The 26,161-nt window shown below is 64.9% G+C and carries 25 protein-coding genes; 16 read left to right on the forward strand and 9 right to left on the reverse strand.

Features of this window, described 5'->3' with window-relative positions; all coding sequences use genetic code 11:
- Positions 1 to 15: 15 nt before the first annotated feature.
- Entirely contained in the window at positions 16 to 576 is a 561-nt protein-coding gene (locus WIMU1_RS10600; protein WP_062796999.1) for a hypothetical protein, read from the reverse strand.
- A 301-nt stretch (positions 577 to 877) separates the two neighbouring features.
- Here WIMU1_RS10600 and dnaK point away from each other — a divergent pair, with 301 nt between their 5' ends.
- The 5 genes from dnaK to WIMU1_RS10625 all read left to right on the forward strand — a co-directional run bounded on the left by dnaK (position 878) and on the right by WIMU1_RS10625 (position 6,302).
- A complete protein-coding gene (gene dnaK / locus WIMU1_RS10605) occupies positions 878 to 2,722 on the forward strand; it encodes a molecular chaperone DnaK (protein WP_023957660.1) in 1,845 nt (614 codons plus the stop codon).
- The gene (gene grpE / locus WIMU1_RS10610) at positions 2,719 to 3,333 is read left to right on the forward strand and encodes a nucleotide exchange factor GrpE (RefSeq protein ID WP_062797001.1); all 615 of its coding nucleotides are present in this window, start codon (positions 2,719 to 2,721) and stop codon (positions 3,331 to 3,333) included. Before dnaK ends, grpE begins: the two co-directional genes overlap by 4 nt.
- Before the next feature lie 95 nt (positions 3,334 to 3,428).
- Positions 3,429 to 4,613 (forward strand): molecular chaperone DnaJ, encoded by a 1,185-nt coding sequence (gene dnaJ / locus WIMU1_RS10615; protein WP_030175885.1) that lies wholly within the window; start codon positions 3,429 to 3,431, stop codon positions 4,611 to 4,613.
- Positions 4,613 to 5,023: a heat shock protein transcriptional repressor HspR gene (locus tag WIMU1_RS10620; protein ID WP_023957654.1), complete on the forward strand. Its 411-nt coding sequence runs from the start codon at positions 4,613 to 4,615 to the stop codon at positions 5,021 to 5,023. Before dnaJ ends, WIMU1_RS10620 begins: the two co-directional genes overlap by 1 nt.
- 82 nt (positions 5,024 to 5,105) lie before the next feature.
- Positions 5,106 to 6,302: a DUF7159 family protein gene (locus tag WIMU1_RS10625; RefSeq protein WP_062797003.1), complete on the forward strand. Its 1,197-nt coding sequence runs from the start codon at positions 5,106 to 5,108 to the stop codon at positions 6,300 to 6,302.
- Here the strand turns inward: WIMU1_RS10625 and WIMU1_RS10630 are convergent.
- On the reverse strand, positions 6,299 to 7,450 hold the full coding sequence (locus WIMU1_RS10630; RefSeq protein WP_062797005.1) for an FAD-binding oxidoreductase: 1,152 nt from the start codon (positions 7,448 to 7,450) through the stop codon (positions 6,299 to 6,301). The genes WIMU1_RS10625 and WIMU1_RS10630 overlap by 4 nt on opposite strands.
- Before the next feature lie 164 nt (positions 7,451 to 7,614).
- Here WIMU1_RS10630 and WIMU1_RS10635 point away from each other — a divergent pair, with 164 nt between their 5' ends.
- Entirely contained in the window at positions 7,615 to 8,769 is a 1,155-nt protein-coding gene (locus tag WIMU1_RS10635; RefSeq protein ID WP_084248152.1) for an amidohydrolase family protein, read from the forward strand.
- A gap of 11 nt (positions 8,770 to 8,780) precedes the next feature.
- On the opposite strand, the gene WIMU1_RS10640 is transcribed toward WIMU1_RS10635, so the two are convergent.
- Positions 8,781 to 10,571, reverse strand: coding sequence for an NAD(P)/FAD-dependent oxidoreductase (locus tag WIMU1_RS10640; RefSeq protein ID WP_307714639.1), 1,791 nt, complete (start codon positions 10,569 to 10,571; stop codon positions 8,781 to 8,783).
- 105 nt (positions 10,572 to 10,676) lie between these two features.
- Between WIMU1_RS10640 and WIMU1_RS10645 the strand changes: the two genes are divergently transcribed.
- Positions 10,677 to 12,098, forward strand: a complete 1,422-nt coding sequence (locus WIMU1_RS10645; protein WP_062797009.1) for an LLM class flavin-dependent oxidoreductase — start codon at positions 10,677 to 10,679, stop codon at positions 12,096 to 12,098.
- A gap of 134 nt (positions 12,099 to 12,232) precedes the next feature.
- Positions 12,233 to 12,616 carry an SHOCT domain-containing protein gene (locus WIMU1_RS10650; protein ID WP_062797011.1) on the forward strand — a complete coding sequence of 128 codons (384 nt, stop codon included), beginning with the start codon at positions 12,233 to 12,235 and terminating at the stop codon, positions 12,614 to 12,616.
- Positions 12,617 to 12,644: 28 nt separating this feature from the next.
- Here WIMU1_RS10650 and WIMU1_RS10655 read toward each other — a convergent pair whose 3' ends face one another.
- Positions 12,645 to 13,244, reverse strand: a complete 600-nt coding sequence (locus WIMU1_RS10655) for a LysE family translocator (protein ID WP_062797012.1) — start codon at positions 13,242 to 13,244, stop codon at positions 12,645 to 12,647.
- On the reverse strand, positions 13,241 to 13,813 hold the full coding sequence (locus tag WIMU1_RS10660) for a CGNR zinc finger domain-containing protein (protein ID WP_062797014.1): 573 nt from the start codon (positions 13,811 to 13,813) through the stop codon (positions 13,241 to 13,243). Before WIMU1_RS10660 ends, WIMU1_RS10655 begins: the two co-directional genes overlap by 4 nt.
- 266 nt (positions 13,814 to 14,079) lie before the next feature.
- Here WIMU1_RS10660 and WIMU1_RS10665 point away from each other — a divergent pair, with 266 nt between their 5' ends.
- From WIMU1_RS10665 to WIMU1_RS10675, 3 genes are read left to right on the forward strand one after another with little or no spacing between them, the layout of a single operon-like run.
- Positions 14,080 to 15,156, forward strand: a complete 1,077-nt coding sequence (locus WIMU1_RS10665; RefSeq protein WP_062797593.1) for an NAD(P)H-binding protein — start codon at positions 14,080 to 14,082, stop codon at positions 15,154 to 15,156.
- A complete protein-coding gene (locus WIMU1_RS10670; RefSeq protein ID WP_023957636.1) occupies positions 15,153 to 15,857 on the forward strand; it encodes a CPBP family intramembrane glutamic endopeptidase in 705 nt (234 codons plus the stop codon). Before WIMU1_RS10665 ends, WIMU1_RS10670 begins: the two co-directional genes overlap by 4 nt.
- A 52-nt stretch (positions 15,858 to 15,909) precedes the next feature.
- Positions 15,910 to 16,338: a type II toxin-antitoxin system Rv0910 family toxin gene (locus WIMU1_RS10675; protein ID WP_062797016.1), complete on the forward strand. Its 429-nt coding sequence runs from the start codon at positions 15,910 to 15,912 to the stop codon at positions 16,336 to 16,338.
- Between the two features lie 467 nt (positions 16,339 to 16,805).
- Here WIMU1_RS10675 and WIMU1_RS10680 read toward each other — a convergent pair whose 3' ends face one another.
- Positions 16,806 to 17,888, reverse strand: a complete 1,083-nt coding sequence (locus WIMU1_RS10680; RefSeq protein WP_062797018.1) for a YihY/virulence factor BrkB family protein — start codon at positions 17,886 to 17,888, stop codon at positions 16,806 to 16,808.
- A 2-nt stretch (positions 17,889 to 17,890) separates the two neighbouring features.
- Positions 17,891 to 18,067, reverse strand: a complete 177-nt coding sequence (locus WIMU1_RS26390; RefSeq protein WP_165842595.1) for a hypothetical protein — start codon at positions 18,065 to 18,067, stop codon at positions 17,891 to 17,893.
- A gap of 145 nt (positions 18,068 to 18,212) precedes the next feature.
- Between WIMU1_RS26390 and WIMU1_RS10685 the strand changes: the two genes are divergently transcribed.
- Complete coding sequence (locus WIMU1_RS10685) at positions 18,213 to 18,524, forward strand: GlsB/YeaQ/YmgE family stress response membrane protein (protein ID WP_023957628.1); 312 nt, start codon at positions 18,213 to 18,215, stop codon at positions 18,522 to 18,524.
- Positions 18,525 to 18,591: 67 nt separating this feature from the next.
- Entirely contained in the window at positions 18,592 to 19,902 is a 1,311-nt protein-coding gene (locus WIMU1_RS10690; protein ID WP_062797019.1) for a lipase family protein, read from the forward strand.
- Positions 19,903 to 19,912: 10 nt separating this feature from the next.
- On the opposite strand, the gene WIMU1_RS10695 is transcribed toward WIMU1_RS10690, so the two are convergent.
- Positions 19,913 to 20,341 carry an SRPBCC family protein gene (locus tag WIMU1_RS10695; protein ID WP_062797021.1) on the reverse strand — a complete coding sequence of 143 codons (429 nt, stop codon included), beginning with the start codon at positions 20,339 to 20,341 and terminating at the stop codon, positions 19,913 to 19,915.
- A 150-nt stretch (positions 20,342 to 20,491) separates the two neighbouring features.
- Between WIMU1_RS10695 and WIMU1_RS10700 the strand changes: the two genes are divergently transcribed.
- From WIMU1_RS10700 to WIMU1_RS10710, 3 genes are all read left to right on the forward strand, one after another.
- A complete protein-coding gene (locus WIMU1_RS10700) occupies positions 20,492 to 21,871 on the forward strand; it encodes a WS/DGAT/MGAT family O-acyltransferase (RefSeq protein WP_062797023.1) in 1,380 nt (459 codons plus the stop codon).
- Positions 21,872 to 21,935: 64 nt separating this feature from the next.
- Positions 21,936 to 23,804 (forward strand): gamma-glutamyltransferase, encoded by a 1,869-nt coding sequence (gene ggt / locus WIMU1_RS10705; protein WP_084248204.1) that lies wholly within the window; start codon positions 21,936 to 21,938, stop codon positions 23,802 to 23,804.
- A 14-nt stretch (positions 23,805 to 23,818) separates the two neighbouring features.
- Positions 23,819 to 24,772: an aldo/keto reductase gene (locus tag WIMU1_RS10710; RefSeq protein ID WP_062797025.1), complete on the forward strand. Its 954-nt coding sequence runs from the start codon at positions 23,819 to 23,821 to the stop codon at positions 24,770 to 24,772.
- On the opposite strand, the gene WIMU1_RS10715 is transcribed toward WIMU1_RS10710, so the two are convergent.
- Complete coding sequence (locus tag WIMU1_RS10715) at positions 24,766 to 25,893, reverse strand: NDMA-dependent alcohol dehydrogenase (protein ID WP_062797597.1); 1,128 nt, start codon at positions 25,891 to 25,893, stop codon at positions 24,766 to 24,768. The two genes, WIMU1_RS10710 and WIMU1_RS10715, sit on opposite strands and share 7 nt — an antisense overlap.
- Positions 25,894 to 26,161 lie beyond the last annotated feature (268 nt).

Genomic DNA, 26,161 nt, shown 5'->3' on the forward strand with positions numbered 1-26,161 from the left:
TCAGCGACCTGGTCTTCAACGACGAATCGGCGCGCCCTTGAGCCATCGGCTGATCGCGGGGGCGAACAGCAGTGCGGTGGCGACGGCTGCTCCTGCCGCGACTGCGAGCGGCAGCCATCCGGCCGCAGCGCCGAGGACGTCGCGGGCCGGGTCGATGACCGTCCAGAACGCGACCGCCCCGATCGCCGCGACCACACCGATGGTTGCGAGGAGGCTTCGGCTCGACGGCACACGGTCACGCAGCCGGAGAATCCCGAACAGGCCGCACGCCAACACGAGGAACGCCACCACACCACTGGCGATCATCGCGATCTTCACGGTGTCGGCGAGTTCCTCCGGGGTTGCCGACAGGTTGTCCTCGGCGAGAGAGCGGGTCAGTTCGGCGCGCACGTCTGCCTGGTCGAAGCCGACCATCGCGGCCGTCACCACCAAAGCGACCAGCGTGAGCAGCCAGATCACCGCCGCGATGTCGAGAACCCGGGGCCGCTCGTCAGGGATCGGATCGTGCAGCGGTTCGATCCGGATCTCGGGACGGGCCGGACGGGGGCGCGGAGGAATCGGATCGGGCGGTGTCACGGTCTGAGCGTAACGAGCCTGGCGCCCCAGCCGTGGACTTCCGGAGGCAATGGCCCACCTTGAGTCAGATCGACTCAACTATTTGAGATATTCGGGAACAGTTTGCGCACTTGGTCCGTTACACCTCTCGAGAGACCTGAGCCGCGAAGACTCAACCCGGTTTGACGTGAATGGCATCGACCGGTAACAGTTGAGTCGATCGCGCTGAGGTTTCAGACCCCAAGAAGAGGTCGTCACAGACCTCAAACGTGAACAAATTGTGCGCGCACGGTTGCGCCGCACTGCTTATAGGAGGCAACAAATGGCTCGTGCTGTTGGAATCGACCTGGGCACCACCAACTCGGTGGTCTCTGTGCTCGAAGGTGGCGAACCCACCGTTATCGCCAACGCCGAGGGCGCCCGCACCACCCCGTCGGTGGTTGCATTCGCCCGCAACGGCGAGGTTCTGGTCGGACAGCCGGCCAAGAACCAGGCAGTCACCAACGTCGACCGCACCATCCGTTCGGTCAAGCGCCACATGGGCGAGGACTGGACCACGTCCATCGACGACAAGAACTACACGCCACAGGAGATCAGCGCTCGCACGCTGATGAAGCTCAAGCGCGACGCCGAGAGCTACCTGGGCGACGAGGTCGTCGACGCGGTCATCACCGTCCCTGCGTACTTCAACGACGCCCAGCGTCAGGCCACCAAGGAAGCCGGCCAGATCGCCGGCCTCAACGTGCTCCGTATCGTCAACGAGCCCACCGCCGCCGCATTGGCGTACGGCCTGGACAAGGGCGAGAAGGAACAGACCATCCTGGTGTTCGACCTCGGTGGCGGTACGTTCGACGTCTCGCTGCTGGAGATCGGCGACGGTGTCGTCGAGGTCCGGGCGACCTCCGGTGACAACCACCTCGGTGGTGACGACTGGGATCAGCGTGTCGTCGACTGGCTCGTCGACAAGTTCAAGGCGCAGAACGGCATCGACCTGACCAAGGACAAGATGGCCCTGCAGCGTCTGCGTGAGGCCGCCGAGAAGGCGAAGATCGAACTGTCCTCGGGACAGAGCACCTCGATCAACCTGCCCTACATCACGGTCGACGCGGACAAGAACCCGCTGTTCCTCGACGAGCAGCTCACCCGCAGTGAGTTCCAGAAGATCACCAACGACCTGCTCGAGCGCACCCGTGCGCCGTTCCAGGCCGTGGTCAAGGACGCCGGCATCGCCGTCGGCGACATCGACCACGTCGTGCTCGTCGGTGGCTCCACCCGTATGCCCGCCGTCAGCGACCTGGTGCGTGAACTGACCGGAGGCCGCGAGCCCAACAAGGGTGTCAACCCGGACGAGGTCGTGGCCGTCGGTGCCGCACTGCAGGCCGGTGTGCTCCGCGGTGAGGTCAAGGACGTCCTGCTCCTCGACGTCACCCCGCTCTCGCTCGGTATCGAGACCAAGGGCGGCGTGATGCACAAGCTGATCGAGCGCAACACCACCATCCCGACCAAGCGGTCGGAGACCTACACCACCGCAGAGGACAACCAGCCGTCGGTGCAGATCCAGGTGTATCAGGGTGAGCGTGAGATCGCCTCGCACAACAAGCTGCTCGGTTCGTTCGAGCTGGCCGGTATCGCGCCTGCACCGCAGGGTGTCCCGCAGATCGAGGTGACCTTCGACATCGACGCCAACGGCATCGTGCATGTCACCGCCAAGGACAAGGGCACCGGCAAGGAGAACACCATCCGGATCCAGGACGGCTCCGGCCTGTCCAAGGACGAGATCGATCGGATGATCAAGGACGCCGAAGCGCACGCCGACGAAGACCGGAAGCGTCGCGAAGAGGCCGAGACCCGCAACCAGGCGGAGTCGCTGGTCAACCAGACCGAGAAGTTCCTCAAGGAGTCCGACGACAAGGTCCCGGCCGAGCTCAAGACCAAGGTCGAAGGCTCGATCGAGGGCGTGCGTGAGGCTCTCAAGGGCAGCGACCTCGGCGCCGTGAAGTCGGCTGTCGAGAAGCTGACCACCGATTCCCAGGAGCTCGGTCAGGCGATCTACGCCAACGCCGCTGCCGAAGGTGACGGAGCTGCCGCTGCCGGCGGGGCCGACGATGTCGTCGACGCCGAGGTCGTGGACGAAGGTGCTGACAGCAACGCCGGAGAGACCAAGTGACCGGTCCGGAATCCGATCCGGTAACCGCCACGGAGGAAGCTCCTCCGGCCACGGATGCCGCGGATGCGCCCGTAGACGGCGCAGACGCGGCACCCGCTCCGGAATCGGATGACACGGTGGATGCGGCCATCGACGACGCAGTCGCCGATGTTGCGGGCTCGGACAAGGAGTCCGAGTTGCTCGCCGACCTGCAGCGTGTGCACGCGGAGTACGCCAACTATCGGCGTCGCGCCGAGCGCGAGAAGGTCAGCGCGCAGCAGTACGGCAAGGGTGATCTCATCAAGTCGCTGCTGCCCGTCCTCGACGACCTGGACCGCGCACGTGCGCACGGTGACCTCGAAGCGGGCCCGCTGCGTGCGGTGGCCGATAAGATCACCGAGACACTCACCGCGGCCGGTCTCGCCTCGTTCGGGGCCGAGGGCGACGAGTTCGACCCGGCGCTGCACGAAGCGGTGCAACATGAAGGTCAGGGATCGAACCCGGTGATCGGAACGGTGTACCGGCAAGGTTTCCGGCTCGGCGACCGGGTACTGCGCACCGCCATGGTCGTGGTGGTCGACGGTCCGGAACCGGCAGTACAGACCCCTGCGGGTCAGACCAACGAAGAATGAGCATTCCGGCCCAGGCGCACCGCGCCTGGGCCGGGATCGCTACCAAGACTTTTTGCACACAACGAGATTTGAGAAAGAGAAGGAGGTGACGCCTGGTGGCTCCTCAACGTGAGTGGCTCGAACAGGACTTCTACAAAGCGCTGGGCGTTGCATCCGATGCGTCCGCCGACGACATCAAGCGGGCCTACCGCAAGCTGGCGCGCGAACTGCATCCCGATGCGAACCCGAACGACCCGGCTGCCGAAGAACGCTTCAAGCTGGTTTCCGAGGCGCACAGCGTGCTGTCCGACCCGGCCAAGCGCAAAGAGTACGACGACACCCGGCGGATGTTCGCCGGCGCGCGCGGTCGCGGTGGTGCTGCCGGATTCCCTGGCGGCTACGGCACCACGGCCGGAGGTCAGGAGTTCAACCTCAACGATCTGTTCGGTGACGCGGCGGGCGGACCGGCCGGCGGCGCAGGCGGATTCAGCGACCTGTTCGGTGGTCTGTTCAACCGCACCGCCACCCCCCGTGGCACCCAGACGCGCAGCCGTCGCGGCAACGACCTGGAAACCGAGACCACGCTGACCTTCAAAGAGGCGGCGCTGGGTACCTCGAAGACCATCACCATCACCAGTTCGGCGCCGTGCACGAATTGTCATGGCAGTGGCGCGAAGCCCGGCACCAGTCCGCGGGTGTGCCCCACCTGCAACGGCGCCGGCGTCGTCAGCCGCAATCAGGGCGCATTCGGATTCAGCGAACCGTGTTCGGACTGCCGCGGCACCGGATCCAAGATCGACGATCCGTGCCCGGTGTGTGAGGGCGACGGCGCCACGGTCCGTACCCGACCGATCACCGTGCGCATCCCGCCCGGTGTGTCCGACGGCGGCAGGATCCGGCTTGCCGGGCAGGGCGAAGCGGGCCTGCGCGGAGCACCGTCGGGAGACCTGTACGTCAGCGTCCACGTCTCACCCGACCGCACGTTCACCCGCAGCGGCGACGACGTGAAGGTGACCCTCCCGGTGACCTTCGCCGAACTGGTTCTCGGCACCACGGTGTCGGTACCGACACTCGACGGCAGCGTCGGGTTGAAGATCCCGCCGAACACCGTCGACGGACGCACCCTGCGGGTTCGCGGCCGCGGTGTCGCCAAACGCGCAGGCGGCGCCGGCGATCTGTTGGTGACTGTGAAGGTTGCAGTGCCGCCGAAGCTCGACGACGCGGCCATCGAAGCTCTTGGCAAGTACGCCGCGGCAGAAAAGGCCAGCGGTTTCGACCCGCGTGCGAATTGGGGTAAGTGATGAGCTCCCGCCGTGAAGAACGTGAATCCGCCGATCAATCGGCGCGGATGTTCGTGATCTCGGTGGCCGCCGAACTGGCCGGCATGCACGCGCAGACACTGCGCACCTACGACCGCCTCGGGCTCGTCACCCCCCAGCGCGCGGCGGGTGGCGGACGGCGGTATTCCAGCCGCGACGTCGAACTGCTCCGCGAGGTGCAGCGACTGTCGCAGGACGAGGGTGTGAACCTTGCCGGCATCAAGCGCGTGATCGAGTTGACCAACCAGGTCGACGCGCTGCAGAGCCGGATCCGTGAACTGGAGGCAGAGGTCGCCGCCCATCGCGCGAGCAGTCGCGGCGAGCTCGTCCCGATGCCGCGAACCAGCGCGCTGGTCGTGTGGAAGCCGCGCCGCGAGCGCGGCGACAGATGAGCACGGTATCGGCAGGAGTCGATTCCGCCTCGCAATTCGTGAGTTTCGGTAACAGCGCCTTCGATGAGAGCGATACTCAGGTATGAGCCAGGTACTCGGGATTTCGATCACCGACCTGGAGATCGCCTCGGTGGTCGCCGATTCCGGCACCGGTGAGGTATTGGCCCGCAACTTCGTGGAGTTGACGGGCCCTTCTCCTGAGATCGCCTTCGACGCGATCTATCAGTTGGTCGAGTCAGCACCCATCACGCCATCGGCGATCACCATCGCGTGCTCCGACAGCGGAATGCAGTTGGCGATCGACGACATCCTCGCCGCGAAGGTCGTGCCCGACTTCATCCTGCCCCCGAACCCGGCAGATTCCTCGGCCGGTCCGATCAAACCTGCGTGGTTCGCGCGCACGACCGTCGTCGGGACCCCACTCGCGTTCGCCGAGCTCGCGACCACTCAGTTCGGCTCACGCGGTGTTGTGGTGGTTGCCGACCTCGACACCACCGGGGCCCTGTTCACCGGCCAGTCCGTCGCACTCATCGACACCTCGGCCCGCACCGTCGTGGGGGCCAGTGCGGTGTCCGGATTCGGCGAACGGCTCCCGGTCACCGAGCCCGAGGGCGCGCAGACCCTCGCCGATGCGATCGCGGTCATCCCGAACCCCAGCAACGCCGTCCACGGAGTTGTGGTGGTGGGCCCGGGCGCGCAGGTTCCCGGCGTCGCGCCGTCGCTCGAATACGCCCTGCAACTACCCGTGCAACTGGTGGACGATCCTCAATACGCGGCAGCCAGCGGCGCGGCCATGGTCGCCGCCGCCGCGGTCGGGCACAGTCGCGACAACAACCGATGGGTGCTGCTCTCGGCGAGCGCCGGTGCCGCGCTGCTGCTGGCCGTCGGGGTGATCATCGCGGTCGTGATGACCGGTGGCAGCAACAATCCCGAGACCGTGAGCGACGACAACTCCGTCACCGCCAAGTTCTCGAGCACCAGCACCACCACCCCTGTGACCACGTCGAAGGGGCTCTCGCGCATCTCGTCTCCGACGATCTCGGTGCCTGCCAGCAGCACTCGGACGATCCCGGCTCCGCCGCCGGCGCCGCCGACCACCATCACCCAGGCGCCGCCGCCGATCACGGTCACCCAGCCACCGCCGCCGGTGACAACTGATCCTCCGGAGACCACCGATCCTCCGGAAGAGACCACGACGACCAAGACGACGACAACCTCCACGACAACCACTTCGGTCACCGACCCGAGTTTGCCGGCGGAAGAACTGCCGCAGCCCTAAACCGGGTCGTGCTGCATCAAGCTCGCTCGGATGCCCGCGATGAGCAGGCGTCTCCGGGTGGTGGCCAGCATCTCCGGTGAACCGGCGAGCAGCACTTGATGATCGGTCCAGTCGCGGTCGTAGCCGAGTACTGCGTCGGCGAGTTGGCCCTGCATCCGTTCCAGTTCGATGGTCTGATCGTGCTCGCTCGGGGTGCTCCACCAGGGATCGGTCTCGTCCTCCACCACGGTGGTGATGGTGAGCCACGGGTTGGTCGCCGCGATCTGCCACAGGAAAGACAGATCGTAGAGATCGGCCGGGTACCGCGCACCGTAGAACAGGTGCACCTGAGGCGCGTCGACCCGCCGTGCGAGTTCGATGATCATCGCCCGCAGGGGTGCGAGCCCGGTTCCGCCCGCGATCATCAACACGTCGCGGTCGGGCGTCAGATGCAGGGTTCCGTGGTTCTGCGCGAACGTCCACACGTCGCCGACCTGGGTTTCGGTGACGATCGAGTTGCTCACCGAGCCGCCCGGAACCGCCCGGACGTGGAACTCCAGCTCACCGGCGGGGTTGGCGGGGATGGACGGCGAGAGATGGCGCCATATCCGCGGCCATTGGGGTATCTGCACCTCGAGGTACTGGCCGGCCGAGTAGGTCAGCGGCGTGCGGCTGAGCAGCCGCACGATGGCCAGGTCGCGGGACAACCGGTACTTCTCGGCGACCGTCGCCTGCCATGTGGCAGGACCCTTCGCCGAATGTGCGGCGCCCCGCATCACCCCCGTGGTGAGCATCAGCGCCTGTGACACCACATTTGCGGACTCCTCATCCCATTGGGGGCCCATCGTCGCAGCGATCTCACGGGTCAGCGCCACGAGGAACTGCTGGTAGTGCTCCTCGGTGACCCCGAACTTGCGGTGGTCGCGGCCGAGCTGACCGAGGAAGTCCAGCAGATGGGTATGGCTGCTGCTGTCGGGGACCGTTTCGAGTACGTAGTCGATGACCCGGAACAGGGTCGCTCGCTGATGGGCCATGTTCGCCGGAAAGAGGTCGCGCAGCTCGGGATTCATCGCGAACAGGCGCAGATAGAAGTTCGCGGTGAACCGGTCGGCATCTCGTCCCAGCACATCGCGCACCTGCAAGAGCACATGCCGTGTATGGGTACCCACGCCGAATCGGCCTTCCCTCATCGCGCTGCGAACAACGCCTGTCAGCATAGATACTTCCGCGACAGACCGTATTTTATTGTCTCGCGTTCCGCGCAGGAATGGATTGTCGCATTCGGTCGCGAACTTGCGATCAGTGTGCGTACAACGCTGGGTACAGTCATTCCATGGCAAAAGGACGGGCAGAGGACTCTGCGCGATCCGAAGGGGATACGCGTTTGTCCGGTGGGGCACTCCTGGGGATCGTCCCCGGCGTCATCGACACGCACATTCACCAGTGGGATCCGCTTCGGACCCCGCGTGAGGCAGCGAAGCGCACCCGCATCTACCGGGCGGCGCCGGTACTGGGCAAGGCCATCTTCCGGTACGCCGTTGCCCAGCGCGACCGCGAACTCGTGCTCGACCCCAAGTTCGTCACCCGGCCGTATCTGCCCAAGCACTACTACGCCGATGCTGCCAAGGTGGTGCCGCTGACCGGTGTTCCGGTGGAGTCCGTGGTCCACATGCAGGCCGATTGGCGCACGGACGATCCGATGGCTGCCGCTGCCGAGACCCGCTGGGTCACCAGCCTGCCCTTCGGTCAGGAAGGTGCTCCGGAGCTTGGTGCGGTGATCGCCAGAGGTGATCCTCGTGGCCCCGACTTCTCCCAGCTGCTGGACATGCATCTGGAGATCAGTGGGCTGGTGCGCGGCATCCGGTGCATGGCAGCGTGGCACCCCGACCCCAAGGTGCGCAGCTGGGCCGACACCGACGGGCTGTTCGCGTCGGCGGACTTCCTCGAAGGGTTCGGCGCCCTCGCCGAGCGCAACCTGGTCTTCGAGGCGTGGGTTTACTCCCATCAATTGCGCGACGTGCGGACGCTGGCACGCGAGTACCCGGACACCACCATCGTGCTGAACCATCTGGGCACCCCGGTGGGTCTGTTCGGGCCGATGGGCCAGAGCACCGGCCACACGGCCGCCCAGCGTCACGAGCTTATGCGTGCGTGGCGTGAGGACATCAGCGCAGTTGCCCAGTGCCGCAACGTGATCGCCAAGCTGTCGGGCATCGCTTTCCCGTTGCTCGGTTACGGACACCAGCGGTCGGGCAACATCGGCACCCAGCAGACACTGACGAACATGACCGGGCCGCTTCTCGAGCATGCGGTGTCGGTATTCGGGCCGGATCGACTCATGTTCGGGTCCAACTTCCCGGCCGACAAACCCAACGCGTCGATGGCAACCATCGTGGGCACCCAACTCGACGTGCTCGCCCCCTATGGGGAAGATCTGCTGCGCAAGGTGTTTCGCGACAATGCCCGCCGGGTGTACTCGATCGACTGATCAATGATGGATCAATGACTGGGCGGCAGGTTGGCCAGCCGTAGTTGCGACAACCTGTCGTGCACCAACGGCACCGACGACGCTCCTTCGCCGCTGGCCGAGGCCACGCGCTTCATGGATCCGCTGCGAACGTCGCCGACCGCGAAGATCCCGGGGACGCTGGTCTCGAGGAATGCCGGGGGCACGCCGTCCGCCCAGAGCTCTTTCGGCACGGACCGTCCGGTCAGCAGGAAGCCGTGGTCGTCGCGTGCGACCTGAGCGGGGATCCAGTCGCAGGTGGGGGCGGCGCCGAGGAGCAGGAACAGGCCTGCGGCCTCGACCCGTTCGGGTGTACGGGTTCTGTTGTCGCACAGCGTGAGCCATTCCAGGTGACCGTCGCCACCGCCGTCGATCACCTCGGTGTACCCGCGGACGGTGATGCGCGGGTTGGCCTGGATCTCACGGATCAGGTAATCCGACATGGTTTCTGCGAGACCGTCGCGCCGCACCGCGATGGTGACCGCATCGGCGAAACGTGACAGGTGCATGGCCGCCTGCCCCGCCGAGTTGCCGCCACCGACCACCACGACGTGTTTGCCGATCATCTCGCGGGCCGCGCTGGTGGCTGCGCCGTAGTAGACCCCGGCGCCGACAAGATCTTCGATGCCACGCACGCCGAACCGCCGGTACGCCACACCTGTGGCGATCACGATGGTGCGGGCGCAGATCTTGGCGTCATCCACCCGGACGTGGTGGTGGTCGGTACCCACCTCGATGCTGGTGGCGCCGCGACCGCTGAAGAACTGGGCCCCGAACCGGCTCGCCTGGATGCGGGCACGCTGGGCCAGTCGCATGCCGGAGATACCCCGGGGGAAGCCGAGATAATTCTTGATCATCGAGCTGGTTCCGGCCTGACCACCGATCGCGCCGGATTCGAGCACTGTGGTGGACAGACCTTCGGATGCGCCGTACACGGCAGCGGCAAGCCCCGCCGGCCCTGCGCCCAGCACCACGACGTCGGAGACGGTTCCCTCGGGGATGCTGTCCGCCGAACCGTAGACCGATTCGGCCACCTGCGCGAGAGTCGGCCGCGACAGTGGTGGACGCCCGGCGCGGGAGAGGACGGGAAACTCGGCCTTGCCTTCGACCGAAGCGAGCAGGGCCCGTCCCGCAAGCGATTCGGGACTGTGGATCTGCACGGGCATACCCATCCGGTCCAGGAAGTCGCGGATCGCGGAGAGTTCGGATGATGGCCCGTCGGTGACGATCTGGATGAAGGCGACCTCGGGTGCGGCCACCGACCAGCCCCAGTCGGACAGGTATTCGACGATCGCGGTGTGGAACTCCTCGTCGCGCTGTCCCTGCGGGATCGCGAGATATGTGTCGTACTTGCCGGCAGAGATCTCGCCGCGCAGGTCGTCGAACGAGGTGCCGAACTTGCTGGCCGGGATCAGGGCGATGCGCCGCGCTGTGGGCACCAGGTACCGCATCTTGTGCAGCAGTCGGGACCCGTCCCAACCCTCTTCGAAGGCGGACAGTTCGGAGACGATGAGCGCCACCGGAACGTCTTGCGCGAGCAGCGTCTTGACGGTCTCGATGGCGGCGGCGGCCGTCTCGGTGAAGACGACGGAGTAGTCGCGGCCGTAGCGGCTGCGGATCTCGTCGACGATGGTGTTGCGGTTGTCTTCGGTGACCACCAGCACGATGGCGGGGGTCAGTCGTTCGCCGGGTCCCAACTCATCCGTGCCCAACTCTTCTGTGCCCAACTCTTCTGGGCCGACTTCTTCTGGACCCAGTTCTTCTTCAGATGCAAATACGCTCACCGGTCAAATTTAGTTGGTCATTCGGTCCACCGTGATTCCAAGTGTTTCCCGTGGGCCGTGTGCTGCCAAGAATTGGCCTGCAACCGCCCGTGGAAGGTGTACCGAATGACCCGCAAGATCCGGTTCAACGCGTTCGACATGAACTGCGTAGCCCATCAATCGCCAGGTATGTGGCGTCATCCCGACGACCGGTCGTGGGACTACAACACCCTCGACTACTGGGTTGAGCTGGCGAAGGCGCTCGAGGGAGGCGGTTTCGACGGGCTGTTCATCGCCGACGTACTGGGCACCTACGACGTCTACGCAGGCACCGACGAGGCGGCGATCCGGCAGGGCGCCCAGATCCCGGTGGCCGACCCGCTGTTGCTCGTCTCGGCGATGGCCCACGCCACCGAACACCTCGGGTTCGGCATCACGGCAGGTACCGGATTCGAGCATCCGTATCCCTTCGCCCGGCGGTTGTCCACGCTCGACCACCTGACACGTGGCCGGATCGGTTGGAATGTCGTCACCGGCTATCTGCCCGCTGCGGCCCGCAACATGGGTGAGGTCGACCAGCTCGAACACGATGCCCGCTACGACCACGCCGACGAATACCTCACCGTGCTCTACAAGCTGTGGGAAGGCTCGTGGGAACGGGATGCGGTGCGCCGCGACAAGGAGCACGGTGTGTTCGCCGATCCGGCGAAAGTCCACCACATCGGCCACCGTGGAACGCATTTCAACGTTCCGGGTATCCACCTCCACGAGCCGTCGCCGCAGGGCTCACCGGTCATCTATCAGGCCGGGGCATCTCCCCGCGGGGTCAAGTTCGCAGCCGAGAACGCCGAGGCCATCTTCGTCGGGGCGCCCACCAAGGACATCTTGCGGACCCTCGTGGAGAACATCCGCGGACAGCTGGTGGCGGCAGGCCGCGATGCCTACGACGCCAGGATCTACACACTCCTGACGATCATCACCGACGAGACCGAGGAAGCTGCCCAGGCCAAGGCCGCGGAGTACCGGTGCTACGCCAGCGACGAGGGCGCCCTGGTGTTCATGTCGGGCTGGATGGGCATCGACCTGTCGCAATACGACCTCGACGAGCCGATCGGGAACGTGCACAGCAACGCGATCCAGTCGGCGGTGGCCGCGTTCAGCCAGGCCTCCGACACCGGCAAGGAGTGGACCATCCGCGACATCGCGGCGTGGGGCGGCATCGGAGGGATGGGCCCGCTGCTGGTCGGGTCGGGCGAGAGCATCGCCGACCAGTTGCTCGAGTGGGCAAACGACACCGATGTCGACGGATTCAACCTCGCCTACGCGGTCACCCCCGGAACGTTCACCGACGTCATCGAGCACGTGGTCCCCGCACTGGAGGCACGCGGGGCCTACGACCGCGAGTACGTGCCGGGAACTCTGCGGCACAAGCTGTTCGGCAAGGGAGATCTGCTTCCCGACCATCACCGAGGTGCGAGCTTCCGGGTGGGCGGCGTCAACTCCACGGTGGACGACTCTCTGCGTTTCGGAGCTGTCGCACCTGCCTGACAAACGCAGCCGCCCACTGGCTCGAGTGGCCTCGAAGTGAACGTCAACCGCGCCCGGAATGTGCTTTCACATGCCATGATTCCGAAGAGGTCGCCGATTTCGGCGAGACACCATCAAGCAAGGAGTGGTCGGTCATGTGGGATTCATTCTGGGATTTCATCTGGTACACCGTGGTGATATTCGCGTTCATCGCGTATCTGATGATTCTCTTCAACGTTCTCGCGGATTTGTTCCGCGATCACAAAACATCCGGATTGGTCAAAGCCGTCTGGATCATCTTCCTGATCCTGCTGCCGTACATCACCGTGTTCGTCTACTTGATCGCTCGTGGTCGGGGAATGGCAGAACGTGCGGCAGCGTCGCATGAAGCTGCCAGGAAGCAGGCCGACGACTACATCAGGCAGGCGGCGGGTACGTCACCGGCAGATCAGATCGCCCAGGCCAAGGCGCTTTTGGCTGATGGCACCATCGACCAGAACGAGTTCGAGCAGCTGAAGACCAAAGCGCTCAGTTCCTAGTTGGGGCCGGACGTAGGGCTCGGTGTCGTCAGGCGTTGGCGACACCGAGTCCCATGCCGAGCATGATCAAGAGCGCGCCGTTCGCGCAATTCCAACGCCGCCGGATCACGTCGCGCCGCAAAGGCCCCGACAGACGCCTTCCGGCGATCACAACCCCGACATAGACGACGATTCCGAAGACGACGTCGACCAGCCCCAGAATGGCCAATTCGAGTGGCAGTGATGCCGTCCCGGTGGCGAATTGGGGCAGTACACCAGTGACAAAAACGATCGCCTTCGGATTGAGGAGATTGGTCCCGAGCGCATTGCGAAATGCTGTCGCCGGTGACGCCGCCTCACGATCGCGGGAGTCACGGTGAACGATCAGACCGACTCCGAGATAGCACAGGTAGATGGCACCGAGTATCTGAATGATGGTGAGTGCCACGGGCGCACGCGCGACGAGAAAGCTGACCCCGGTCACCGCGAGGGCAATGTGTACGGACAGACCCGTCTGAGCTCCGGCGAGTGCGAGCAATCCGTCGCGGCGGTTCTCTGTGGACCACCGCAAGATCAGCAGGAAGTCGGGCCCGGGCACCACGTAGGCGACAGTCAATACCGCGAGATAACCCAGCCAGTCGATCGTCACCGTGGACCGTTGCGGCGATGACGATGTCGATCGACCCGCGCCCGGTTGCCGCATCCTGGACTGCACCAGCGTTGGTTGGGGCGCGCCCGGTGAAAGAACTGACCGCACAAGGGCGCATGACAGACCGCGAGGTTGGCGAGGTCGTCTCGCGCGATGAGGTCGACCACGGCGGCGGCCGCGTGACCCGTCAGCGCGATCGTCGAATCGGTCTGCGCCACAACATGTTCTGCTTCGCGTGCGTTCGCGGTGAGCAAGCGGTGAACAGATGCTGCCTGCACCGCGTCGTTGATGTCGTCCACGGCATCGGCCGGCAGGGACTCTCCGGCCACAGCGCTGTGCAGGATGAGCAGGGCTGCGTCGCGAACCGACCGGAACCGCTCCAGGCAGTGTTCGTCGACGACCGCGGGGCGGGGCATCGGTGCTGGCTCCACGTCGAGCCAACCGACAAGATCGGCCGGCGTCGCGAGCAACTCGACCTGCCGGCCGTCCTCGATCCGGATGGTGTTGGCGACGTCGAGGGCCAGGTGATCCCCGAGCCACGGCCACTTCCGCTGCAAGGTGTCATCCATGCCTCAGATCGTGCCGATGAAATGGATAGGCTGTCAAAAACCATTACACGACGGTCGTAAATGCGAGTGATGTCACGATTGCCGCCAACTGCTTCTGGGGTACTTGGCTGCTGAGGATGTAGGGGAACAAGCGATCCAGACGCTCCAATACCGGGGTGAGCCGCCGCAGATCACGTGCTGACGGTGTCGCGGGTTCCGGGAATGTCTACAGACGTAGGCCGAGCACATCGATCGTGGCATTCACGGTCCTGACGAACGGTGATCACATGCGGGTTCTTGTTCTGGGAGCGACCGGTTACATCGGGTCTCGACTGGTCCCAGCTCTGTTGTCGAAGGGGCACGAGGTGGTTGCCGCATCGCGCAATCGCAGCAGTCTCGAGCGCTTCGGATGGTGCGACCGGGTGAAGACCATCGAGTTCGACGCGCTCGACGCCGATTCGGTCCGCGACGGCATCAGCTCGGGCGGCGACATCGACGTCATCTACTACCTCGTTCACGGCATCGGACAGCCCAATTTCCGCGACGACGACCGCCGGGCCGCGGACAACGTGGCCGCCGCAGCGCGCGACGCGGGCGTCGGACGCATCGTCTACCTCGGAGGCTTTGTCCCCGACGACGCCGAACTCTCCGAACATCTCGAGAGCCGGGCCGAGGTCGGAACTGCGCTGTCGGTCGACGGGGGAGCCGACCTCGTGTGGTTGCGCGCCGCCGTGGTGATCGGCGCCGGATCCACATCGTTCGAGATGGTGCGCTACATGGCCGACCGCCTGGCCGTGATCCCGCTGCCGGCGTGGATGGACAATCCGATGGATCCGATTTCGGTGCGCGACGCCGTGCACTATCTCGCCGCGGCCGCGACCGACTCGGTGCCTCCGGGTGACTACGACATCAGCGGTCCGGAGCGGTCGTCGTACAACTCGCTGCTGTTCGCCTACCTGCGGGAGATCGGTCAGCCCAGGGTCGGCGTGCTGCTCCCGAACATCGACGTGCGACTGGCCGGTTTTGTCAGCGGTTTTATCGTCCCGGTGCCCAGCGGGCTCGCGTCCGATCTGGTGAGATCACTTGACTACCCGATGAAGGCGTCAGAACATTCGATCCGAGACCACGTCCCCGATCCGCCGGGAGGATTGTTGACCATCCGGGATGCAGTGCGCAGATCCGCCGAGAGTCCACTTCCGAGGCCGGTCGACAAACTCCGCGACATCCATCACCTGGCCGACACCGACCCCGACTGGGCCGGCGGCGACCTGATGCGGGTGAAGATCGGGGTGCGAGACCGCTTCGGTCCGGCATGGAACCTCCTGACCGGGGTCGTCGGCGCGGTGACAGGGCGGCCCAAATGATCACACTGCCTGAGAAGGTCCAGTTCCTCATCGGCACGATGGAGGACGACTCCAACGACCCGCCCGAGACACGCGCCCAGATGTTGCGCCGCAGGATCGTCGTGGTGGTCACGTTGCTTGTGGGCAGCGTGCTGCTGAGCATCTCGCTGTCGATCGATCCCGGTGACTCGTCGTTCTACCCGATGACCTTCGCCCTCGCGGCGGTGTGGGCCATCGGCGCGGTGCTGTCCGGGCCGCTACACCTCGGGGCATTTCCGCCGCCGCGTGGCGGGCCGGTGCGTGCCGGCGCGATCGGTGTCGCGGTGGGGCTGGCGCTGGGTGCGGTGTTTGTTGTCGGGGCGTTGGTGGTCCGGGAGATCCCACCCATCGCCGATTTTGTCTCCGATGTGCTCGACCACGCCGATCAAGGCACCTTCTCCCTGATTCTCGCGACCGCCCTTGTCAACGGCGTGGCGGAGGAGATGTTCTTCCGTGGTGCGGTGTACACGGCCCTCAAAGGCCATGCGCCCGTCATCTTCTCCACGCTCATCTACATCGTCGCCACCCTTGCCAGTGGCAACCCGATGCTGGGCTTCGCGGCCATTCTGCTCGGAGCGGTGAGCGCGCTCGAACGTCGTGCCACGGGCGGCATCGTCGCATCGATGGGTACGCACATCTCGTGGACGATCATCATGGTCTTCGCTCTGCCACCGCTGTTCTGACCCGAGCCGCTCGGCGCGAAGGCCGCACAAAACAACGAAAGTAGACATTCAAATGGCTGGTGTGAATGTGTCCGTCACGTCGGAGCTCGAACCTGCTGCGGCCTGGAACATGGCGTCGGATCTGAGCCGCTTCGACGAGTGGATGACGATCTTCGCGGGCTGGAAGAGTCCGTTGCCCGCGCAGATCGAAGAGGGCACCGAGGTGTCGTCGCTGATCAAGGTGAAGGGTTTCCGCAACACGATCCACTGGACCGTGACGCGCTACGACGAGCCCCGTCTGCTCGAGTTGTCCGGCAAGGGTCGTGGCGGTGTGCGCATCGAGATCGCACTGAAGGTCACGCCGGAGGGCAAGGGCTCGATCTTCGACCTCGACGCCACTCTCAGCGGCAGCGTCTTGAACGGCCCCGTCGGCAACCTCGTCGCGAAGGTCATCGAGTCGGATGTCCGCAATTCTGTTTCGAACTTGGTTGCGTTGCGCTGATTGTCGGTAAGGGGTTGCGCGCTCTGTAGTGGATGCGTGTGCCGGTTTTGCGAGCTGGACCGGATCTCGGCTCGCTTAACTGACCGAGCTCGCCCCGCAGCCCGAGCGTTTGCGGGTTTCGCGAGCTGACCCGCGACCACGCTCGCTCGGCGGGTCTTTGCTCGGTCTGTAGTCCGCGCGTTTGCCAATTTTCCGAGCTGCCCCGCGACCTGGCTCGCCCGACTGGCCGACGCTCGCCCTGTAGCCCGAGCGTTTGCCGGTTTCCCGAGCTGCCCTGCGACCTCGCTCGCCCGGCTGGTCGTTGCTCGGTCTGTAGCCCGAGCGTCTGCCGGTTTCCCGAGCTGACCCCGCGACCACGCTCGCCCGGCTGGTCTTTGCTCGTCCCACAGCCCGAGCGTGTGCAGGTTCCACAACAAAACCCCCGCACCGGTTGGCAAACCAGTACGGGGGCTTCGGGAAAACGTGCCCTACTTGTCAGGCGTCTTGTCAGGCGTCATCGTCTGGCCCTGGGATTCGCGTAGGGCCCGACCTCTCTCTACGAACTTCTGGTCGGTTGCTTCGTTCTTGTCCGATGCTTTGGTGTCACGCGGCGGGAGTTGCAGGCGCTCTTCGGCCGGCAGGCCCGCCTGGAGCTGGCGACCGCGCTCGAGCTCGGAATCGAACTCGGCACCGAACAGCAACGCGAGGTTGGTGAGCCAGAGCCACAGCAAGAACACGATGACACCGGCGAGGGCGCCATAGGTCTTGTTGTAGTTGCTGAAGTTCGCGACGTACAACGCGAACAGGGCCGAGGCGACGATCCAGGTGACGATGGCGAGGATCGCGCCGGCGCTCACCCAGCGGAACTTCGGCTGCTTCACGTTGGGGGTGGCCCAGTAGAGGATCGCGACAACCAGGATCACGAAGATCAAGACCACGGGCCAGCGGGCGATGTTCCAGATGGTCAGTGCCGAGTCGCCCAGGCCGATGGCGTCACCGATGGACTTCGCAACCGGACCACTCACCGCAAGCATGAAGGCAACCGCTGCGGCCATGATCAGCGCGATCAGGGTGACGAGCAGCATCACCGGACGCAACTTCCAGATCGGCCGACCTTCGTCGATCTCGTACATCCGGTTCATCGCCCGGCCGAAGGCCCCGACGTAACCGGACGCCGACCACAGGGCGCCGACGAGACCCAGCACCAGGGCGAACCCCGCGCTGGGTGCTGCAACGAGTTGCTCGACAGGTCCGCGCAGGGTGTCGACCGCGGACGAGGGTCCGAGGTCCTCGACCATCTTCAGTACGGCGTCAGTGGTTTTCTGGCCTTGCCCGAACACACCGAGCAGCGACACCAGGGCAAGCAGCGCGGGGAACAGCGACAGCACCGAGTAGTACGTGAGTGCTGCCGCGATGTCGGTGCATTGATCGCGCGAGAACTCCCGCAGCGTCTTCCGAAGCACGAACATGAAGGAGTGCTTGGTCAGCTGAGTCGGGGATTCGGGCTTGCGCGGATCTTCCGGATCGGGTGAGTCTGGGTTGTCCCGCACGTCCTCGCGCTGCTTGCTCATGATCAGTTGTCGCCGTTCTTGGCGTCGTCGACCAGGGCTTGTTCGTGCTCTGCTCGCTTGGCCAGCTCGTCGTCGTTCAGGTGTTTCGGCGACTTCGCGTGCTCGTGGTGATCTGGATTGACCGTCTCGGTCGGGATCATGACGTTGTCCAAGGTGGGGTCATCTTTTGCTGAACTCATGGACGGGGGATAGCCCGGTGGGGGAGGGTTGAAACGCTCACGCGCCGAAATCTGTACGTTTGCAAAGTTCGACATTGGGAACCTTTACTGAGCGCCTGGCCGCTCTGCTGCGGTCGGCAAAGACAACCGACGATAGGAAATTACTGTGAGTACTACTGCTGCGGCTGTTGAAATCCTTGCTGAACGCTCCACCACCACCACATCGGTGGGTGTGATCGGCTACATCATCATCGGCGGCCTCGCCGGATGGATTGCCAGCAAGTTCATGGGCACCGACAAGCAGATGGGCATCCTGCTCAACATCGTGGTCGGCGTGCTCGGCGCGTTCCTCGGTGGCTTCCTGCTCAGCTTCGCTTTCGACACGGCCAGCGGCGGTTGGTTCTTCACCTTCCTCACGGCACTGCTCGGAGCGGTTATCCTGCTCGCGATCGTCAAGGCAGTCACCAAACGCCGATAGAGGGCACACTTCTACCCGGCGCGGGCCAACGGTCCGCGCCGGTTTTGTTTTCTCACCAAGGATCCTGATGACGCAACTTCTGATCGACGACGATTGGACCCCCGAGGCGACCGCGCCGATACCGTCACGGTGGAGCAGGCCATCCCCACCCGGGGACGACCCGTTCTATGTGCCTCCGGCCGGTTTCGACACCCTGCCCGAAGGCACGCTGCTCCGCAGTCGGGAGATCCGGTTGGCGTTGCTGGGGATCATCCCGCAGAAGGCCAAGGCATGGCAGTTGCTCTACCGGAGCAGTGATCTGCACCGGAACGCCGAGCCCGCGGTGACGACGGTGTTGCTGCCTGCCGACGCGGACCCGGCCGAGCCCCGTCCGTTGCTCGCGTACCAGTGCGCCATCGACGCGGTGTCGGCGAAGTGTTTTCCGTCGTATGTCTTCCAGCAGGGCGCGTGGTCGCCGGGGAGCGTTCCGCCCTTCGAGATGTTCATCATCGCCAATGCGCTGCAACGTGGTTGGGCCGTGAGCATCGCTGATCACGAGGGGATGAACGGCTACTTCGGCGCCCCTCGGGAACCTGGTTATCGCGTTCTCGACGGCGTTCGTGCCGCGATGACGTTTGCGCCGCTGGGTCTGGACGCGTCGACACCTGTTGGGGTGTGGGGATATTCGGGCGGCGGCATGGCGTCATCGTGGGTCGCGGAGATGGCGCCGGAGTACGCGCCGGAGATCAACATCGTCGGTGCAGCACTCGGTGCGCCCGTCGGAGATCCCGGTGAGACGTACATCCGTCTCAACAGCACCTTGTACGCCGGTCTGCCCGCTCTTGTGGTCGCCGGTCTGCGACACATCTACCCGGGCCTGGAGCAGGTGATCGAGGCCCACGTCGACGAGGAGGGCCGCAACCGGCTGGACATGATCGAGTCGATGTCAACGGTGGAAGCCGTGATCCGTTTCGCCAAGGACGATTTCGACAACTACACCAAGATCCCGCTTGCCGATGTGCTCGCCAAACCCGAGTTGCTCGAGCTGTTCGACGACATCAGACTCGGCGATCGCATCCCGGACTGTCCGCTGCTGGTACTGCACCCCGTGCATGACCAGATCATCGCCGTCGAGGACATCGACGGCCAGGTGGAGCGGTACGAAAAGGGCGGTGCGCACGTCACCTACGTGCGTGACCGCCTCAGCGAACACCTTTCGTTGATGGTGTTGTCGGCGCCGGTGGTGCTCGACTGGTTGTCGGATCGGTTCGACAACGCGCCCCTTCCGGAGTCGGCCCGCAGCACGGTGTGGTCGAGTGCTTTCCGGATGGCGTCGCTGCCCGGATTCCTCGGAGTCGGTAAGGCGGCGGCGAAAGCGCTTCTCTCTCGCCGCCTTTGACCGATGTCCTTCAGCTCTTGACCTGGTCGCGCAATCCCTTGGTGGCCATTTCGAGAATTGCCTTCTGACCACGCTTGATGATGAAGCCGGGAACCGGCGCCTTCGGATCGAGCATCATCTCGAACTCGACGTGGGTGCCCTTGTCGGTCTCGGTCAGCCGGTATTCGGCGTGCTGTGCCTTCTGCTGCGAACTCTCGACGAGATCCCAGGTGACGCCCGTGTCCGACCAGGTGTAGTCGAGGACCTGGTCGTCGGAGATGCCGAGGAGCGACGCCTTCATCTTGACCCGCTTGGGCCGCCCGTCGGGATGCCGGTCGACGACCTCCACGCTTTTGTGGATCGATGACCAGGACGGCATCGATTCCACGTCGGCGATCGCATCCAGAATCTGTGCCGGTGTCGCGTCGATGTCAATGCTTGTGCTTCCGCTGACTGCCATGGGAAAACCGTAACGGATCGCTCGTCTATGTGACATCGGATGTGGGTAAGTTCGTTTGGCGATACGAAAACGCGAGACGCGGCATACTTCTGACGTGTCTCGAGAAGGGGGTCACCGCCGCTAGCGCTGTGCGCGAGAAGGGGGCTGCTGATGCCTTTGATGCCGATCACCGAATCGATGTTCCTGCTGGCCGAAACGCGTGAGCATCCCATGCACGTCGGGGGACTGCAGCTGTTCGTCCCGCCAGACGGTGAGGCCGAGGATTTCGGCGAGTTCGTCTACGAAACCTTTTGCAAGCAGACCGATGTGGCGCGTCTGTTCCGCAAACGACCCGCCTCGCCCGTGAACGTGATGGGCACCCTGCGGTGGACCCACGACAAGGAGCTCGACTTCGACTACCACGTGAGACGTGCGGTGCTACCGCGTCCGGGCCGTATCCGTGAACTGCTCAAATACGTGTCTGCACAGCACGGTGGCCTGATGGACCGGCACCGGCCGATGTGGGAGGTCCACGTCATCGAAGGTCTCGCCGATGGTCGGCTCGCCCTCTACACCAAGGTGCATCACTCTCTGGTCGACGGGGTTTCGGCGTTGCGGCTACTTGAACGTGCACTGAGTCCTGATCCCGAGGCCCGTGACTGCAAAGTGCCATGGGACCCGGCCCTGTTCCGCCGGCCGAAGAAGGACGGTGGATCCCGCGGCTCGCTGAACCCACTGCATCTGGTGTCCGACGGCGTGAAGCTCGCCGGTGACATCGCGAGTCTGGCCCCGGCGGGTCTGCGGATCGGCATGCACGGACTGCGCGATCCGAACCTGGTGTTGCCGACCGGGGCGCCCAAGACGATGTTGAACGTCCCAATCGGTGGGGCTCGACGATTCGCTGCCCAGCAGTGGCCGAAGACCCGGATACGTTCGGTGGCAAAGATTCTCGAGATCTCCACCAACGACGTCATCATCGCGATGTGTGCGGGCGCCTTGCGGTCGTACCTTCTCGACCGGAACGCGCTGCCCAGCGCGCCTCTGATCGCGATGGTCCCGGTGTCGATGCGCGAGGCCGGCGCGGACTATTCGGAGGGCAACGCCGTCACCACGATGCTCTGTAACCTCGGCACCAACGAGGCCGATCCCGCACGACGGCTGGCCGTGGTCACGGGGTCGACGCGTCAGGGGAAACGGATGATCAAGGACCTCACGCCGATGCAAGCGCTGGGTTTCGGCGGCGTCACCATGGCGCCGCTGCTGTTCTCCACGGTTCCCGGATTCGTCCGTTACACACCACCGCCGTTCAACATCGTCATCTCCAACGTGCCGGGATCGTCGCGGCGGTTGTACTGGAACGGGGCCCGTCTCGACGGGGTGTATCCGGTATCGATCGCGTTGGACGGGCAGGCCCTGAACATCACCGTCACCATGACGGCAGGCAAGGTAAACTTCGGACTGATCGGTGCCCGCAGCTCCATCCCTCACCTGCAGAGATTGCTGGTCCATCTCGAGAACGCGCTGGCCGAATTGGAGAAGCTCGGTGGCTGAACGGATTCGGCGTTCCCGTCGTCGCCTGACGTGTGTCGGCGCGGCCGTCATCATCGGGATGTCGATGGTGGTGTCGTGCTCCAACGACGAGGCGGCATCCGATGTGTGCGCGATCCCGTCGGGCCCGAACGGTGGCACGGCCGCACCTGCGACGACGGCGGCAACCCCCGACACCACCCAGAACCTGTCGACGAATCCCGAGGTCGCGACGGGCTACCGCTCGAACATGACTGCAGTGCAGACCACTTCGTTCGCGGCGGCCACCGCCAATCCGCTGGCGACCCAGGCTGCGTGTGAAGTTCTCGCAGACGGCGGCGACGCCGCCGATGCGCTGGTCGCCGCCCAGATGGTGTTGGGGTTGGTCGAACCGCAGAGCTCCGGTATCGGCGGCGGTGCGTTCGCGTTGTACTACGACGCGGACGATCGGTCGGTGCAGGCATTCGACGGCCGCGAGGTTGCCCCGGCCGCGGCGACCGAGAACTACCTGCGCTGGATCGATGACACCAACCGGACCGAGCCAGTACCCGACGCGCGCGCGAGCGGCCGATCCATCGGTGTCCCGGGCGTCCTGCGCATGCTCGAGCTGATGCAGTCCGAGCACGGAAACACTGAGTGGCGCAGCCTCTTCGAGCCTGCCGTCGCCCTTGCTGACGATGGGTTCTCCATCAGCTCCCGGCTGGCGGCCGCAATCGACGACTCGGCCGCGGATCTCGGCGCAGACCCCGATGCGAGAAGTTACTTCCTGCAACCCGACGGTTCGCCGAAACCTGCGGGGGATACGCTCACCAACCCGGCGTACTCGAAAACGTTGGGTGCCATCGCATCCGACGGTGCGGAGGCGTTCTACAGCGGCGACATCGCGCAGGCGATCGTCGCCGAAGCAGGGTCGACGGCGAACGGGATGACCCCGTCGCAGATGACGGACACCGACCTGGCCAACTACGAGGCCAAGGTGCGCGAGCCGATCTGCGTGCCGTATCGGGACAACCAGGTCTGCGGCATGCCCACCCCGTCGTCCGGTGGGATCGCGGTGGCCTCAACGCTCGGCATCTTGTCGAACTTCCCGATGGATCAGTATCCGCCGACCGCTCTTGATCTCAATGGCGGAAAGCCCTCGGTCAACGGTGTGCACCTGATCTCCGAGGCGGAGCGGCTTGCCTATGCCGACCGGGACAAGTACGTCGCCGACTCCGACTTCGTGCCGTTGCCCGGTGGCAGTTCCGAGGCGTTGCTCGACCCCACCTACCTCAAAGGCCGCGCCGCACTGATCAATCCCGACCGCTCGATGGGTACGGCAACAGCTGGGACGTTCGACACCGGCCCGATGGGCTGGTTCGCCGGAGTGGAACACGGCACCAGCCACATCTCTGTCGTCGACGCCGAGGGCGACGCGGCGTCGATGACAACAACCGTCGAGTCGTCGTTCGGGTCTTTCCACATGGTCGACGGCTTTCTGCTGAACAACCAGATGACCGACTTCTCCGCCGAACCCACCGACCCTCAGGGCGCGCCACTGGCCAACCGGGTCGAGCCAGGCAAACGACCACGCAGTTCCATGGCCCCGACGCTGGTTTTCGAGGCCGCCGACAACGGTCTCGGGCAGCTGAAGATGGTGGTCGGATCCCCCGGCGGCTCGGTGATCATCCAGTTCGTCGTGAAAACCCTGGTGGGACTCATCGATTGGGGCATGGATCCCCAGCAGGCGGTCTCGATGGTCGACTTCGGAGCCGCGAACTCCCCGAAGACCAATGTGGGTGGGGAGCACCCGAACATCTCGGGGCCCGACGATCCCCTGGTGACGGGGTTGCAGAACCTGGGTCACACCGTTGAACTCGCCGACCAGTCCAGCGGCCTGAGCGCACTCCTGCGAACGGAGACGGGATGGTCGGGAGGCGCGGATCCCCGACGTGAGGGAATCGTCCTCGGCGACTGACGGTTGAACATCGCATGGCACGTATCGGAAGTTCTGACCTGGATGTCTACCCGCTCAACCTCGGTGGCAACACCTTCGGCTGGACCAGTGACGCGGCCGAGTCGTTCGCGGTGCTCGATGCGTTCGTGTCCGCCGGCGGCAACTTCATCGACACCTCCGACAGCTACATGGCGTCGGCGCCCGGGAACGTCGGCGGAGAGTCGGAGACGATTCTCGGCGAATGGTTCACCAGACGTGGCCGGCGCGACGACATCGTCCTGGCCACCAAGGTGAGCCGTCACCCCGAGTTCCTGGGCCTGGCACCCGACAACATCGCGCGTGCGGCCGAGGCATCACTGCGACGCCTGAAGACCGACCACATCGATCTGTACTACGCGCACTACGACGACCCGGAGGTGCCGCTGGCCGACACCCTGGGTGCTTTCGACGCCTTGGTGAAGGCGGGGAAGGTGCGCCACATCGGTATCTCGAATTACTCAGCCGAGCGGATCAAGGAGTGGCTCGACGTCGCCGAGGCCAACCGGATCGCCAAACCGATTGCCCTGCAGCCGCATTACAGCCTGTTGGCGCGCCAGCCATTCGAGGACGAACTGCGTCCGCTCGCCGAGAAGTTCGGGCTTGGCGTCTTCCCGTACTGGGCCTTGGCGAGCGGATTTCTCACCGGCAAGTACCGCACCGCCGGGGACGTCGCGGGTGTCGCGCGAAGCAGGATCGTGGAGCGGTATTTCAGCCCCGAGGGGTTGGCTGTGGTGGATGAGCTCGATCGCGTCGCCCAATCTCGCGGCGTGCAGATCGCGACCGTCGCCCTGGCATGGACCCGTCAGCAGCCGACAGTGGTCGCCCCGATCGTCAGCGCCAGGTCACCCGAGCAGCTCAAAGCTCTGCTCGGGTCGGTCGACCTGACGCTGACCGTCGACGAACTGGCCCGACTCGACGATGTGTCGGCGAAGGTTCCTGCCGATCAGTAGTCGTCGTCGCCGTAGATGATGACGCCGCGGAGGTTCTTGCCGTCGGCCATGTCGCGGTAGCCCTGGTTGATGTCCTCGAGCTTGTAGGTTCTGGTCACCAGCTCGTCGAGCTTGAGTGCACCGCTGCGGTAGAGGTTGAGCAGCTTCGGGATCTGCGTGCGGGGACCGACACCACCGAAGATCGCGCCCTGGACGCGCTTCTGCAACAGGGTGAGTTCGAACAGGTTGAGGTCGGTGGCCACCTGGTCGTACGGTCCCATCGCGGTGACGATGACCTGGCCGCCCTTGCCGGTGAGGGACAGGCCCTGCTGGACGTACTCGCCCTTGACCACACCCATGGTGAGGATGACCGTGTTGGCCATGGCGCCCCAGGTGAGGTCGGCGATGTCGGCGGCGGCTTCTTCCATCGACGCGTAGGTGTGGGTGGCGCCGAAGTCCAGCGCGGTCTTCCGTTTGTCCTCCACCGGGTCGATCGCCACGACGAACCGCGCGCCTGCGTGGGCGGCACCTTGGACCGAGTTGATACCCACACCACCGATACCGGCGACCACCACGGTGTCACCGGGCCGGGTGTTGCCGATGTCGACTGCTGATCCCCAGCCCGTGGAGACACCACAACCGAGCAATGCTGCCTTGTCGAGGGGGATGTCCTTCTCGATCTTCACGACCGACGCCTGGTGAACCGTGACGTAGGGGGCAAAGGTGCCGAGCAGGCACATCTGGACCACGGGAGCGCCGTCTTTGGTGACGCGGAAGGTGCCGTCGGAGATCGCCTGGCCGGTGAGCAGTCCGGCACCGAGGTCGCAGATGTTCTGCAGACCCTTGGCGCACGACGGACACGTGCCACAGGCGGGGATGAACGCGAGCACCACGTGGTCACCCTCTTCGAGGCCGGACACCCCTGGCCCGACCTTGGTGATGACGCCGGCGCCCTCGTGGCCGCCGAGGACCGGAAGGATCGGGATCGGACTGGACCCGTCGACGACGTGGGCGTCGGAGTGGCAGAGCCCGGATGCGGCCAGGCGTACCTGGACCTCTCCGGCGACCGGGTCACCGAGATCGATCTCATCGATCTTCCAGTCGGTGTTCAACTCGGTCAGGATTGCGGCCTTGGTTTTCATCGCGGTGACTCTCTGCTCGCGGCCTGGCACTGTGACCCAGTCCCTGACCATGCACTTGCTGTGACCTATGCCACCTTACTGATGAATCAAGCTGAGTGCCGCGAATCCGTCAGAACCGGAAACGCCTGTGGTCAGATTCATGCCCGGCCGGGCTGAGAGCACCACGAAACAACCTGTTAGTCCCGGCGTGACCATCCCGAAATGGATCGGGCCTGTACTTGGTCCAAGGCCGAACGCAGCACATCGACGTGCCGCGCGCCTTGTGAAA

This window comes from Williamsia muralis NBRC 105860 (assembly GCF_001598915.1).
In the GTDB taxonomy this organism is placed as follows: Bacteria; Actinomycetota; Actinomycetes; order Mycobacteriales; family Mycobacteriaceae; genus Williamsia; species Williamsia muralis.